This is a genomic window from Cypionkella sinensis (assembly GCF_042646385.1).
Lineage (GTDB): Bacteria > Pseudomonadota > Alphaproteobacteria > Rhodobacterales > Rhodobacteraceae > Cypionkella > Cypionkella sinensis.
In genome coordinates, this window is sequence record NZ_JBHRTO010000001.1 from 2,423,119 (window position 1) to 2,436,079 (window position 12,961).

13 protein-coding genes are annotated in these 12,961 nt (G+C 62.1%); 4 read left to right on the forward strand and 9 right to left on the reverse strand.

Annotated elements, in window-relative coordinates:
* Positions 1-11: 11 nt before the first annotated feature.
* The 4 genes from ACFOGH_RS12125 to ACFOGH_RS12140 form a co-directional block, all read right to left on the reverse strand.
* Entirely contained in the window at positions 12-2,021 is a 2,010-nt protein-coding gene (locus ACFOGH_RS12125; protein ID WP_380073330.1) for a YfbK domain-containing protein, read from the reverse strand.
* A gap of 49 nt (positions 2,022-2,070) precedes the next feature.
* Entirely contained in the window at positions 2,071-2,607 is a 537-nt protein-coding gene (locus ACFOGH_RS12130; protein WP_380073331.1) for an RNA polymerase sigma factor, read from the reverse strand.
* Between the two features lie 200 nt (positions 2,608-2,807).
* Entirely contained in the window at positions 2,808-3,320 is a 513-nt protein-coding gene (locus ACFOGH_RS12135; protein ID WP_380073332.1) for a peptidoglycan-binding protein, read from the reverse strand.
* A gap of 158 nt (positions 3,321-3,478) precedes the next feature.
* Positions 3,479-3,832 carry a cupin domain-containing protein gene (locus ACFOGH_RS12140; protein ID WP_380073333.1) on the reverse strand — a complete coding sequence of 118 codons (354 nt, stop codon included), beginning with the start codon at positions 3,830-3,832 and terminating at the stop codon, positions 3,479-3,481.
* A gap of 152 nt (positions 3,833-3,984) precedes the next feature.
* On the opposite strand from ACFOGH_RS12140, the gene ACFOGH_RS12145 reads away from it, so the two are divergent.
* Positions 3,985-5,163 carry a glutathionylspermidine synthase family protein gene (locus ACFOGH_RS12145; RefSeq protein WP_380073334.1) on the forward strand — a complete coding sequence of 393 codons (1,179 nt, stop codon included), beginning with the start codon at positions 3,985-3,987 and terminating at the stop codon, positions 5,161-5,163.
* Positions 5,164-5,167: 4 nt separating this feature from the next.
* Positions 5,168-5,740: a DUF1190 domain-containing protein gene (locus tag ACFOGH_RS12150; RefSeq protein WP_380073335.1), complete on the forward strand. Its 573-nt coding sequence runs from the start codon at positions 5,168-5,170 to the stop codon at positions 5,738-5,740.
* A gap of 75 nt (positions 5,741-5,815) precedes the next feature.
* Here the strand turns inward: ACFOGH_RS12150 and ACFOGH_RS12155 are convergent, their stop codons facing one another.
* Positions 5,816-6,202, reverse strand: coding sequence for a winged helix-turn-helix transcriptional regulator (locus ACFOGH_RS12155; protein WP_380073336.1), 387 nt, complete (start codon positions 6,200-6,202; stop codon positions 5,816-5,818).
* A gap of 100 nt (positions 6,203-6,302) precedes the next feature.
* On the opposite strand from ACFOGH_RS12155, the gene ACFOGH_RS12160 reads away from it, so the two are divergent.
* Positions 6,303-7,046 carry an SDR family oxidoreductase gene (locus tag ACFOGH_RS12160; RefSeq protein ID WP_380073337.1) on the forward strand — a complete coding sequence of 248 codons (744 nt, stop codon included), beginning with the start codon at positions 6,303-6,305 and terminating at the stop codon, positions 7,044-7,046.
* A gap of 52 nt (positions 7,047-7,098) precedes the next feature.
* On the opposite strand, the gene ACFOGH_RS12165 is transcribed toward ACFOGH_RS12160, so the two are convergent.
* Positions 7,099-8,577: an NAD-dependent succinate-semialdehyde dehydrogenase gene (locus tag ACFOGH_RS12165; protein WP_380073338.1), complete on the reverse strand. Its 1,479-nt coding sequence runs from the start codon at positions 8,575-8,577 to the stop codon at positions 7,099-7,101.
* 109 nt (positions 8,578-8,686) lie between these two features.
* On the opposite strand from ACFOGH_RS12165, the gene ACFOGH_RS12170 reads away from it, so the two are divergent.
* Positions 8,687-9,469, forward strand: coding sequence for an alpha/beta hydrolase (locus ACFOGH_RS12170; protein WP_380073339.1), 783 nt, complete (start codon positions 8,687-8,689; stop codon positions 9,467-9,469).
* A 71-nt stretch (positions 9,470-9,540) separates the two neighbouring features.
* Here the strand turns inward: ACFOGH_RS12170 and ACFOGH_RS12175 are convergent, their stop codons facing one another.
* The 3 genes from ACFOGH_RS12175 to ubiA form a co-directional block, all read right to left on the reverse strand.
* A complete protein-coding gene (locus ACFOGH_RS12175; RefSeq protein ID WP_380073340.1) occupies positions 9,541-9,870 on the reverse strand; it encodes a hypothetical protein in 330 nt (109 codons plus the stop codon).
* Between the two features lie 16 nt (positions 9,871-9,886).
* Positions 9,887-11,893 carry an OmpA family protein gene (locus ACFOGH_RS12180; RefSeq protein WP_380073341.1) on the reverse strand — a complete coding sequence of 669 codons (2,007 nt, stop codon included), beginning with the start codon at positions 11,891-11,893 and terminating at the stop codon, positions 9,887-9,889.
* 85 nt (positions 11,894-11,978) lie between these two features.
* Positions 11,979-12,953 carry a 4-hydroxybenzoate octaprenyltransferase gene (gene ubiA, locus ACFOGH_RS12185; protein WP_380073342.1) on the reverse strand — a complete coding sequence of 325 codons (975 nt, stop codon included), beginning with the start codon at positions 12,951-12,953 and terminating at the stop codon, positions 11,979-11,981.
* Positions 12,954-12,961 lie beyond the last annotated feature (8 nt).

Consider the following 12,961-nt stretch of genomic DNA (forward strand, 5'->3'; position numbering starts at 1 on the left):
AGCGTGGCACCCTATTGTTGCGACAACGCCTTCGCCGTCCGCATCAGGTTCACCGCCTCGATGCGATAGCCAAACTCATCCGCCCCGCGCGCGGCCAAGGCCAGATCAATCGCCTGATCCCAGCCCCAATCGCCCAGATATTTCGACCCGGTCAGCAACTGGCCAAACCCGGCAATCGCGGCGGCAAAGCGGGTTTCATCCGTCACCGGCATCCCCGGCACAATCGGAGTTTCCTGCAAGCTGCTGCCTGCCGCCGACCCCGGCTTGTGCGCGCGCAACCGCAGATACCCCAACTCGGACGAGCCGCCATTGGCCGCAGCCGTGCCATAGCGCAGCGGATCATTCAGCAGCGCCGCACTTCCCGGTGCTGTCACCTCATAAATCGCCGTCACCGCCGTGCCCGCGCCAATATCCCCGGCATCCACCTTGTCGTTGTTGAAATCCTCCCGCGCCAAGGCCCGGGTTTCATAGCCGATCAGCCGATATTCCGCGACCTGCGCCGGATTCCATTCCACCTGAATTTTCACATTATCCGCAATCGGATACAGCGCCCCGGTCAATTGATCGACCAACACCTTGCGCGCCTCGTTGAGCGTATCAATGTAGCTTGCCGTGCCATTGCCGTTCTGCGCCAGCGCCTGCATCGTGGCATCATCCAGATTGCCCCGGCCAAAGCCCAGAACCGACAGATACACGCCACCTTCGCGCTTCTTGGCAATGAAATCCTTCAGCGCCTCGGGGTCATCAATCCCCACATTGAAATCGCCATCTGTCGCCAGCAGAACCCGGCTGATCTCACCATCAGCCTTCATGCCATCCGCCACCTGATAGGCCAGTTCCAACCCCTGCGCCCCCGCCGTCGATCCCCCTGCCGCAAGCTGATCCAGCGCCGCCATGATCGTCGCGGTGTCGCTGGCCTTGGTCGGCGGCAGCACCTGCCCCGCCGATCCGGCATAGGCCACAATCGCCACCTGATCCTCTGGCTTCAACTGCCCCAGCATCAGCCCCAACGATTGCTTCAACAACGGCAGCTTGTTGGCATCCTCCATCGACCCCGAGGTATCGACCAGAAACACCAGGTTCAGGGCCGGGCGGTTCTCCACCTGCGGCACCGCGCCCTGAATGGCGATGTTCACCAGCCGCGTGTTCGGGTTCCACGGCGTCGGCATCACCGTGATCGTCGGGCGAAACGCCGCATCGCCTTCCGGTTTCGGATAGGCATAGGGGAAATAGTTGATCATCTCCTCAACCCGGACCGAAGCCGGATCAGGCAAGAACCCCGCGTTCAAGGATGATCGCACCGTCGCATAAGACGCGGTATCGACATCAATCGAAAACGTCGAAACCGGCGCCTCCGCCGTCACCTTCACCGGGTTGGCATCAGCATTGGCGAAGGCCTCGGTATTCTCCACCAGTTGCGGCACAGGCTCTGCCGCATAGCCGTCCGCCGCGATCTTTGCCACAACACCACGCGTCGCCATCGGCGCAGGCGCAGTGTCCGCCATAACCTGCGGCGCGGCCACGGGCGCACTTTCGGCGACAATGCCCGCCTCTGCTGTGACAGCCGCCTCTGCTTCCGGTTTCGGAGCGTTGGCCGCCATCTTTGCCGCAGGTTTGGCCTCGGTCTGAACCTGAGCCTGTGACAATGGCGCAGGCAAGGCGTCAGGCACAGCGTTTTGCACCGGCGCATCGACCTGCGCCACCGGCGGCGTGCTGCGCGCCTCCTGCAACGGCCCCTTGCCCGCCAATGGCAAGATCACCACAAACCCCACCAACAGCGCCGCCGCCGAAGTCGTCGCCGCCAGCACAGGTTTCATTTTCAATGCGTTCAACATGGCCAATCCCTTTTGCAAGAAACCCGCCCTCTCGGGGCGGTCTCGCATAGGACGCACGGCCTCGGTCGATCCTTGGAGGCGGTCGAAATTTTCCATTGCCAACCGCATCGCGGCAGCCTTGGCGTCAGCGTCCGGCGCAGGCGCGGTGCGTAGAGCGGCCTTCAAGGCGTCAAGCTCGTCCGTCATGTCGCATCCTCCACTGCCCAGGCGGTGCGCGATGCCGCTGATGTTGTGATCACTTCGCATCCTCCACCGCCATGGCCCGCAGGCGTTTCTTCACTTCCGACATCCGCCACGCCACCGTGCCTTCCGACACGCCCAGCACCAGCCCTGCCTCAGCTTGGGTCATCTCCTCGCCCAGCACCAAGGCGACAGTATCGCGCAATTCCACCGATAACCGCGCCATGGCTTGCAGCAGCCAATCCTGCGCCTCGGCCTGAACCTTGATCTCATCCTGACGCGCGATTTCCCAATCGCCCCAACCGCTTGCGGCGCGCGCATGGGTCGCCTGCCGCCGCCGCAGATCATGCGCCGCGTTCATCACCACGCGGTAAAGCCAAGTGGTAAACCGCGCCTCGCCGCGCCAGTGCCGCAGCTTCACAGGCAAGGCGGCACATATGTCCTGCGCCAGATCCTGCGCCTCGGCCCTTGCCCCGGTCAAACGATAGGCCAGCCCATAAATCCGGTCATAATGCCGTTCCACCAGCGCCGCAAAAGCGCTGCGATCACCGCCCGCAGCGGCAAAGGCCAAGGTTTCGTCTGGGGTTTCCATCAGCATGACCCTAATCAGACGCAGGCCAACCCGCAATCCTTGGGCCGGACCAAAATAAAAACGCGCCCGGTTCAATCGGGCGCGTTTTACAGATTTCAGACCATCCACCACAATATATGGTAGAAAATGGGCACAACTTTGCCTTTTCACACAAGTCATTCCCAGATGGGAAGACCTTTACGCGCCAAGGCCCCTGCGGATCAGTACATCAACCCGTCATAGACGCCATAAGCCGTGCTGGTCGACGCCAGTTGCCGGCTTTGCCCTTGCGCGCTGGCATAGGCCACCACCGCATTATAGGTGCCGGGGCCGAACGAGCCATCAATGCCGCCGTTGTAATAGCCATAGGCCGACAGGCGGCGCTGGATCAACCGGCGTTCCGACGACGAATAGCTGTTGAAGGCGCGGGCGGCAGCCGTGCTGTAGACCGAGACACGCTGCGGTTCATAGCGGGGCTCATAGCGCGGCTGATAATGCTGATAGCGCGGCTGTTCATAGCGCGGCTCGTACCGGGGCTCATAGCGCGGCTGATGATGCTTGTTCGGTTTGGTTTCGCGAATGATGCCTTGCAGCAGGATGACGCCAGCGGCACCCTTCAGCACGTCTTGTTCGCGCTGACCCCAAGCCAAAGCCGGAGCAGCAGGCAGGGCAACCGCGACAGCCAACAGCGCGGCAATGGTATTGCGTTTGATATTCGAGACAGCGGGCAGCATGTCATATCCTTTCATGTTGGGATCAGCGAGAGCAGCCTCGTCTGATCGATGAGAGCAACATGGGATCACAACGCCCGATAAGCAAAATCGTTGCATTGATAGGCGATAACAACGTGGTGTTTACGACGGGGCACAACACGCACCCCGCCGTAACCGACTCATTTGATACGGAAATCGAAATGCTTGCGGACGTTTTCTTCGATCTTCCAAATGCCCTTGAACGTTGGTTCCACCACAAAGGCATCGCCTGCCTTCACGGTCACAGGCGTGCCGCCGTCGGGGGTGATGGTAATTTTGCCGGCGATCAGCACCACATATTCATAGGCGGTATAGGTGGCGTGATAGCTGCCGACCGTGCATTCCCAGATGCCCGAAACCATATCCCCTGCCGCCGAGGTATGCAGCGCCCATGTCTTCATCTTGGGGCTGCCTTCGGTGACAACCCAGCCATCCAGATCGGCGGTTGACGGTTCGATCCCATCGGTCGAACCCAGTTTGACGACGCTTTGCATGGCAATACTCCTGTTGGTTTCGCGCGCCAGTCTGACGCAAGCGGCCGTTTTTTCCCCCTCATCCCCGACATCCACCCCGCCAGACCCGACAGAAGGGCCTTGCTTTGACCCCCACCAAACCCGATATCATCCGCAACCCTGTGGAGTAGCCCTTGCACCGTATCCCCCTGCCCGAACGCCCCGACTGGCGCACCGAGGCCGAAAAGCTCGGCTTCACCTTTGCCGATATGTATGGCGAGCCGTATTGGGACGAAACCTCGGCCTACAGCTTCACGCTGGCCCAAATCGAAGATGACATCGAAGATCCAAGCACCGCCCTGCACGCGATGTGCCGCGAGGCTGTGGCACGGGTGATCGCATCAGACGAGCTGATGCAGCGCATGGACATCCCGCGCGCGCATTGGGATCTGGTGGCGCAAAGCTGGCACGATGCCGAACCTGAACTCTATGGCCGCTTTGATCTCGCCTACGACGGCCACGGCCCCGCGAAGCTGCTGGAATACAACGCCGATACGCCGACATCGCTTTACGAAAGCGCGTCCTTCCAATGGCTGTGGTTTGAACAGCAACTGGCCGCCCGCGTGCTGCCGCAAGGCTCGGATCAGTTCAACGGCGTGCATGAGGCTTTGGTAGCCCGCTTCGCAGAAATGTTCGCCCCAGACACCGATCTGCATTTCGCCGCCGTCGCCGATGCGCCCGAAGATTACGCCACGGTTGAGACGATGGCCTGGGCCGCGCGAGAGGCCGGTTTGGGCGCGCATTACACTGACCTCGACAAGATCGGCATCACCGAGGGCGGCCAGTTCACCGATTCTGAAGATCGGGTAATCGGCGCATTGTTCAAACTCTACCCATGGGAAGACCTGCTGCGTGACCCCTTCGCGGATCAGATCGCGGCCTCGGGCTGTCGGTTCATTGAGCCCGCATGGAAGGCCATCCTGTCGAACAAGGCGATTCTGCCGGTGCTGTGGCAGATGTTCGAAGGCCACCCCAACCTGCTGCCCGCATTTTTCGAAGATCAAGCCGCCCTTGGCCGTGCCCCCGATCTGCTGGCCCAAGGCTATGTCACCAAACCGATCTTCTCGCGTGAAGGCCAGTCGGTGACGATCCATCAGAATGGCGCTGTGTTGGAATCGGCCACCGCCCGCGCCTACGATCAACACCCAAAGATCATCCAAGCCTACCACCCGCTGCCGGTGTTTGCCGAGATGCGCCCGGTGATCGGCGCATGGATGGTGGGTGAGGCCTGCGTCGGCATGGGACTGCGCGAAGATCGCAGCCGCATCACGCAGGATCTGTCGCGGTTCAAGCCGCATTTTATCGAGGGGTAAGGCAATGAAACGCTCACATCACGTAGCACTTGCCTTGTTGGGCGCCGCGGCCTTCGGTGTCGCTGCCTGCACCGAAGAAAAGACCGAGGCCAGCGCCTTTCCCGACAAGGCAAGCTGCCTTGCTGCCGCCAAACCTGACGGTTGGTTCACTGCCGCCGATTGCGACACCGCCTTCGCCGAGGCGCAAAAGCTGCATGAAGAAACTGCGCCGCGCTACGAAAGCCGCGAACTCTGCGAGGCCGAGCATGGCGCAGGGGCCTGCGGAAGCGATGCAACCGCCAACAACAGCGGCGGCGGTTCGGTGTTCATGCCGCTGCTGATGGGCTACATGATCGGGCAAGCGCTTGGTGGGGGCGGCCGGGTGATGGCGCAACCGGTGGTGCGCAGCGCAGGCGGCGGTTTTGCAACACCTGACGGTGGCACCCGCATCAGCAATCTGAACAGCGGCGGCAAGATCAGCGCCAGCGCGTTCAACAAGGCCCCGGTTACAAAGGGTTTGGCCCCGATGACCAAAACCCAAGTGCAATCACGCGGCGGCTTCGGCCAGTCAGCCACCTCTCGCGGCGTCGGCGGCTAAACACAAACGCGGGGGATGCCTTTGGTATCTCCACGGCGGCACATATTGACCGCCCCAGGATGGCAGAGCCGCAGATCACCCCCGTGCGTCAAACGCCGCACGCGCGGCCTCAATCCGGTCCAGATGCGTCGCGGCCCAATTCCACACGCCGCAGAACGCAGCACTCAGGCTTAGCCCCAGATCGGTCAGCCGATACTCTACCTTCGGCGGCACCACCGGATGCACAGTCCGCGATACCAGCCCATCACGCTCCATCTGTCGCAATGTTTGTGTCAGCATCTTTTGGCTGATCCCGTCAACAGCGCGCCCCAATTCGGTGAACCGCAAAGTGCCGCCTTGCTCCAGCACCTCCAGAAGCAGCATCGTCCACTTGTCGGCAACACGCCCGATCACATCCGTCACCAACTGCTCGATGCGTGGGTCGATGGTGACGTCATCAGGGGCTTGGAACTGAACCGACATAACACTCTCTTTTAGGTAAGTATAAATCTTTTGGGTGCCTTCTTTCTTTTTGCGCGTGATGGAAGCATTTGGCAAGCATCACTTGATGGAGACACCCCCAATGAAACCCACCGAAAACACCATCCTGATCACCGGCGGCACGTCTGGCATCGGTCTGGAACTGGCGCGCGCACTGGTCGCAACGGGCAATACCGTGATCATCGCAGGTCGCCGTCAGGCGCTGCTGAATGATGCCGCCGCCGCGATCCCCGGCCTGCAAACCTTGGCGCTCGATGTCAGCAACACCGCCGCCCTGCCCACCGTCACCGCCGATCTGATCGCCCGTTTTCCAGCGCTGAATGTGCTGATCAACAACGCGGGCATCATGATTGCCGAAGACCTGCTGTCGCCGCCCGATGGCACCGCCGAGGCAACCATCACGACCAATCTGCTGGCTCCGATCGCTCTGACCACCGCCCTGCTGCCGCATCTGCGTGCCCAAGCCAGCGCAACCGTGGTCAACGTCACCTCTGGGCTGTCCTTCGTGCCCTTGGCCGCCACCCCCACCTATTCCGCCACTAAAGCCGCGCTGCACAGCTACACCCAATCGCTGCGCCACCAGTTGCGCCACACCAGTGTTGAAGTGCTGGAACTCGCTCCGCCAGCCGTGCAAACCGATCTGATGCCAGGCCATGCGCAAAACCCGCATGGGATGCCCTTGGCCGACTTCATCACCGAATCGCTGACGCTTCTGGCCAACCCACCAGCCAGTGGCGAACTCATGGTCGAGCGCGTGAAATTCCTGCGCAACGCTGAAGCCAATGGCAGCTTTACGCAAACCTTCGCGATGCTGAACCCGGCATAAGCAAAACGGCGCGAGGGTTTCCCCTCGCGCCGCTTCATCCGTTTCGCCCGCCTTAGACCGACAAGCAGACGTATTTCAGTTCCATATAATCGTCGATGCCATGGTGGCTGCCTTCGCGGCCCAGACCGGACTGCTTCACGCCGCCAAACGGTGCCATTTCATTGGAAATCAGCCCGGTGTTCACCCCGACCATGCCGTATTCCAACTGCTCTTGCACCCGCGTGATCCGGCCAATGTCGCGGGCGTAGAAATACGACGCCAGCCCAAAGATCGTGTCATTGGCGCGGCGGATCACTTCTTCCTCGGTGTCAAACTTGAACAAAGGTGCCAGCGGGCCAAAGGTTTCCTCATTGGCGACCTTCATATCCTTGGTCACACCCGTCACCACCGTCGGCTGAAAGAAGGTGCCGCCCAAGGCATGCCGCTTGCCGCCCGTCAGCACCTTGCCGCCACCCGCCAACACGTCGGCGATATGCTCTTCCACCTTCTCAACCGCATCTTCGTTGATCAGTGGCCCGGTCGTGGTGCCAGCCGTCAAGCCATCACCAATCGCCAGTTTAGCCACTGCCGCCGCTAATTTCTCGGCAAAGGCGTCATAAACACCGGCCTGCACATAGATCCGGTTCGCGCAAACGCAGGTCTGACCATTGTTGCGGAACTTCGAGATCATCGCGCCCTCAACCGCCGCATCCAGATCGGCGTCGTCAAACACGATGAACGGCGCGTTGCCGCCCAACTCCATGCTGCATTTCAGCACCTGATCCGCCGCCTGCCGCAACAAGATGCGACCCACTTCGGTCGATCCGGTGAAGGTCAGCTTGCGAATGGCCGGGTTCTCGCAGAACTCCTTACCAATCTCCGACGAACGGCTGGAAGTGATCACGCTGAACACGCCCGCAGGCACGCCCGCCCGCTCGGCCAACACCGCCAGCGCAATCGCCGACAAAGGCGTCTCGGCCGCAGGCCGCGCCACAAAGCCACAACCCGCCGCCAGTGCCGGGGCCACCTTGCGCGCGATCATCGCGTTCGGGAAGTTCCACGGCGTGATCGAGGCGCAAACGCCGATCGGCTGCTTCAGAACCGAAATCCGCTTGTCGCGCATATGGCCCGGAATGATCTCGCCATAGGTGCGCTTGGCCTCCTCGCCAAACCATTCGATATAGGCCGAACCGTAAGCGATCTCGCCCTTGGCCTCGGCCAGCGGCTTGCCCATCTCGGCGGTCAGGATCGTCGCCAGATCTTCCTGCGCCGCCATGCACAGATCAAACCACTTGCGCATCACGCCCGCACGTTCCTTGCCGGTCCGCGCCGCCCAGTCGCGCCGTGCCACATCCGCCGCCGCAATCGCGCGCTTGGCATCTTCGCGGTTCAGATCGGGCACATTGGCAATCACATCGCCGCGCGCCGGGTTGGTGACGGCAAAGGTTTTGCCGTCCGCCGCATCCACCCACTGCCCCGCCACATAGGCCTTGTTCGGCAGCAGGCTGGGGTCTTTCAGCAAAGAACGCAGATCAGTCACGGAATCGAGCATGGGGGCCTCCATTATCACGGGTTGCCCCTGCTTGCCCGCTCTGGACTTAAAAGTCCACATCCTGCACCAATGCTGGACCTAGACAGAGCGTCAAACTGGAGTGATCAAGATGGACATGACCCGAGAATATCAAAACGGCGCTTTCATTCCCGGATCAGAAACCATGCCCGCGCTCTGGGCCAAGAAGGCCAACGCTTTCCGCGAAAGCCTTGGCAGCCGCGCGCGCCTTGATCTGTCCTACGGCCCCGCCCCGCGCAACTGCTTCGATCTGTTCCTGCCCGAAACCACGCCGCGCGGCCTGATGGTGTTCATCCACGGCGGCTATTGGATTTCTACCGACAAATCGCTCTGGTCCCACCTCGCCGCAGGCGCGCTCGCCCGCGGCTGGGCCTGCGCGCTGCCGGGCTACACCCTCGCCCCCGACGCCCGCATCGCCCAGATCACCGCCGAGGTGGAAGCTGCCATCACCGCCGCCTGCGCCGAAGTGGCAGGCCCGTTGGTGATCACCGGCCATTCCGCAGGCGGCCACCTGACCGCACGCATGGCCAACCCCGGCCGCAATGCCACCCTGACAGAACGCCTGCACCGCGTGGTGCCAATCTCGCCGCTGTCCGAACTGGAACCCTTGGCCGAAACTGACATGCAGGCCAAACTCCAGCTTGATGCCGCCGAAATCGCCACCGAAAGCCCTGCGCGCCACGCCCTGACCACCCAAGCCCATATCTGGGTCGGCGGCTCTGAGCGCCCCGCCTTCCTCTGGCAAGCCCGCACCCTGTCGGAAAACTGGAACTGCGCCTGGACAGTCGATTCCGGCACCCACCATTTCAACGTGATCGACGCGCTGGAAAGCCCAGATAGCCCGCTGATCAACACCTGTCTGGATAACCTCTAAACCCGCACCACGAGGCCCCGGATCAAGTCCGGGGCGGCATGGCGTTCTTGGCCCAGGTAAGGTCAGCCTGCCTAGCTGTTCGCGTGCATCCGCTCGATATAGGCGCGCATTTCCTCCGCCTCGTGGCGTGCATCGCGCAAGCCTTCCATCGCGGCGCGTAACTCGGCTTCGGTCTGGGCGATCTGGTTCATCAATTCACCCTCGCGGGTTTCCAGATAGACAATCGCCTGATCGCGCATCTCTTCGGCCTCGTGCAGCGATTGCGCCAAGCGATCCATCTCGCCCATATCGCCACCTGCCACACGGGTAAAGCGGTGCAACAGCCAATAGGTGAACCAGCCCGCCGCAAAGGCCAGCATCAGAATAACGGCGGTGGCGGCGATAAATTCCGTGCGGTTCATAGGCTTGCCCCCAACATCATTCTGACTTCTTCGGTCGCGGCTTTGGTGAGATGGTCTTTTTCTGCGGTGCCACCGATGGGCTGGTATCGCCCGAGAAATCCGGCCCCTCCGACACTGCTGTCGCGGCACTATCCGAACCCTGCGCCGCCGTCGCTGCCGCCTTGGCCGAATCCGCCGAGACGGGTTTGGGCGCACCAATCAGGCGGAACTCGATCCGCCGATTGGCCTCGCGGCCTTCCTCGGTGCCGTTGTCGGCCAAAGGATCAGCCTCGCCATAGCCCTTGGCCACCATGCCAGAGACGTCAATCTGCCGCCCCTGCAATGCCAGAACGACGGTTTCCGCGCGTGCCTGAGACAGCGCGCGGTTGCCCTCCTCGGACCCCTGCGCATCGGTGTAACCCGCCACTTCCAGCTTCACGCCAGGGCAGGATTTCAGCACATCCGCCAGCGCCTTCATCACCCCATTGGCCGCGGCGGCAATTTCTGCCGAGCCCGGTGTGAAGGTGATCTTCTGCCGCGCCACCACGTCATCGACATCCTGCGCGCATTCTTCCGGCGTCGGAATTCCGGCCAGCGGGTCCAGCGCCTTGTCATATTTCACATCGACGCGGAACGTCTGACCCTGCCCCAGCTTTTCCGACAAAATCTGCGAAATCCGCACCTTGGCCGATTGCGATCCGGTAACGCCCTTCACTTCAACCGTATCGGCGCGCACCAGCAGCGTGCCATTGTCCAACTCGCCCAGCGCCTGCAACCCGGCCAGCACCCGCACAGGCCATCCGGTTGGAAGATCCGGGTCCATCCGCGTCGCCAGATAGGTATTCGCGCCAAACTCGGCCTTGGCAAAACTATCGACTGCCTTGCGCAGCATCTCATCCGTCAGCCGCCCGCGCATTTCCAGCCGATGCGTTTCCGGCGCAAGCTTTGCGGTAAACTCTGCCGGGCCAGCTTGGCCGCCCGCAGCTTTCTTCTCCAACGTCGCCTTCAGCGAGAACACATCCGGCAGCGCAGCACCCAATTCGCCCACCACTCGGTCAAACTCTGCCTGCGGCACATCCGCACCCGCCAGCAGCGTCACATCGGCATCGGCAAAGGTCAGCGTCGCAGTTGGCAACTGCGCCACCGCCTTGATCCCCGCAATCGTCGCATCCGCCCAACGCGGCGTCGGCACACCCAGACCGATGGTGCAGGTGTTGCGCCCGACAGCCCCCGCCGCAGCCGCAGCGGTCAAAATCTTCGCCCGCGCAAGGTCGGTATCCGCCGAGCAAGCATCAAACCGCGCGCCCTCGGCATCCTTCACGAACCGCAGGGTGAACGGCGTCAGCACCGGGCGCGGGGCCGAGATGTCCATCTTCACCACCAGCCCCTCGGGCCGCGCACTGTTCAACTGCGTGGTAAAGCTGCGCTTTTCCGCCTCGGATTTTGCAATCGCTGTAATCGCCACCTGATCCGCCGCCACCGAAATCTTTGACCGCGGCAGCATCGTCAGCGCATCCAGCCCGTATTTCAGCGCCGCATCCCAGCCCGTGGGCGCCGGATAAGCCGCCGTCTCCAGCATATCGGCCAGCGGGGTTTCCGGGTTCAGCGCCTGCGCTGCATCCTTGATGCCCTGCAACGTGTCGCTTTCGGGCAGCAATCCGATCAGTTGAATCCCGTCATCATTGCGCAGCATTTCCACCGAGAACCGCGGCGCTTCAATCGCCTTGACCGGCGTTACCTCCAGCCGGTCGCGGATGCGCGAGGAATCGATCAGCCCGCCCACCATATTGACAACCTTATAGCGCATCGCCTCTGTCGGGGCGGTGCCGCTCAGATGAATCTGCAACCCATCGGGGGCCACGCTGGCAAAGGTAATCCCCTCGGTCAGCAGCATGGATTTCACCGCGCGGGCCGAGATATTCTCGACCAGCACCGCCGCACCCCAGGCCACCAACACAGACACCACCCCCGCTGCGGCAAAGGCAGAGGGTGCCAGAAACTTTGCAGGAATCTGGCCAAAGCTAAGGTTGCGCAATGTTATCACGGGGTCATTCAACTTGAACTGTCAGCACGGCCATGGCCAGACAGCCACTCTGCGCCTGCATAAAGCCCCCGCCCCCCCGGATCAATCAAAGGAAGCCTGCGACGGCAAGAAACAGCGCAGCAATCAGTCCCGCATCACGGTTGGAAAGAAACAATCTGCGGCATTGCGCCGGATCGTCGATGTTCAATCCGCGCAACTGCCAGGCCAGATGCCAGCCAAAGCCCCAAACCCCGGCCAAAGCCAGAATCAGCCCCAGCACTTTCGCAGGCGCAATCGCCACCGTGATCACCGCCGCCGCCATCAGCACCACCGACACCACCAGAAACCCGCGCAGCCACGCGCGACTGTTGTCGCCAAACAGCCGCGCCGTCGATTTCACCCCGATCAGCGCATCATCCTCGCGGTCCTGATGCGCATAGATCGTGTCGTAGAACAGCGTCCAAGCAATCCCCGCCCCATAAAGCAGCACCGCAGGCAGTCGCACCTCGCCCGCATGGGCGGCATAAAGCAGCACCGCGCCCCAGTTGAACGCCAACCCCAGAAACGCCTGCGGCCACCAGGTAAACCGCTTGGCAAACGGATAGATCAGCACCAACCCCAGCGAGGCCACGCCCAACCCGATCGCCAACCAATTGTAGGTAAACAGGATAACCGCCGCCAGCACCGCCTGCACCGCCATCCAGATCAGCGCACCCTTGACCGTCACCGCCCCCGAAGGCAGCGGCCTGCTGCGGGTGCGCGCCACCGATGCGTCAATCTCGCGGTCGGCAATATCGTTCCAAGTGCAACCCGCACCGCGCATCAGAAACGCGCCCAGCGCGCTCGACACTGCCAACCACAGATCCCACAGCGTAAACCCATCCCTCAGCCCCGCCAGCGCGATCCCCCACCAGCACGGGATCAGCAGCAGCCAAGTGCCAATCGGGCGATCCGCGCGCGAAAGCCGCAGATAGGGCCGCGTCACCATCGGCGCAAAACGATCCACCCAATTGTCCTGCGCCGCATCGGCCACGCCAGCCTGCGAAAATTCCGCCTCTGGTTTTTCGGCAAACTCAGACATAAATTCCC

What these genes read in the sequence shown, in the direction of transcription:
- ACFOGH_RS12170 (WP_380073339.1), top strand. Translation starts at nt 8,687, where the DNA reads ATGGACATGACCCGAGAATATCAAAACGGCGCTTTCATTCCCGGATCA.
- ACFOGH_RS12165 (WP_380073338.1), bottom strand. Translation starts at nt 8,577, where the DNA reads ATGCTCGATTCCGTGACTGATCTGCGTTCTTTGCTGAAAGACCCCAGC.
- ACFOGH_RS12175 (WP_380073340.1), bottom strand. Translation starts at nt 9,870, where the DNA reads ATGAACCGCACGGAATTTATCGCCGCCACCGCCGTTATTCTGATGCTG.
- ACFOGH_RS12140 (WP_380073333.1), bottom strand. Translation starts at nt 3,832, where the DNA reads ATGCAAAGCGTCGTCAAACTGGGTTCGACCGATGGGATCGAACCGTCA.
- ACFOGH_RS12135 (WP_380073332.1), bottom strand. Translation starts at nt 3,320, where the DNA reads ATGCTGCCCGCTGTCTCGAATATCAAACGCAATACCATTGCCGCGCTG.
- ACFOGH_RS12130 (WP_380073331.1), bottom strand. Translation starts at nt 2,607, where the DNA reads ATGGAAACCCCAGACGAAACCTTGGCCTTTGCCGCTGCGGGCGGTGAT.
- ACFOGH_RS12125 (WP_380073330.1), bottom strand. Translation starts at nt 2,021, where the DNA reads ATGACGGACGAGCTTGACGCCTTGAAGGCCGCTCTACGCACCGCGCCT.
- ACFOGH_RS12150 (WP_380073335.1), top strand. Translation starts at nt 5,168, where the DNA reads ATGAAACGCTCACATCACGTAGCACTTGCCTTGTTGGGCGCCGCGGCC.
- ACFOGH_RS12155 (WP_380073336.1), bottom strand. Translation starts at nt 6,202, where the DNA reads ATGTCGGTTCAGTTCCAAGCCCCTGATGACGTCACCATCGACCCACGC.
- ubiA (WP_380073342.1), bottom strand. Translation starts at nt 12,953, where the DNA reads ATGTCTGAGTTTGCCGAAAAACCAGAGGCGGAATTTTCGCAGGCTGGC.
- ACFOGH_RS12160 (WP_380073337.1), top strand. Translation starts at nt 6,303, where the DNA reads ATGAAACCCACCGAAAACACCATCCTGATCACCGGCGGCACGTCTGGC.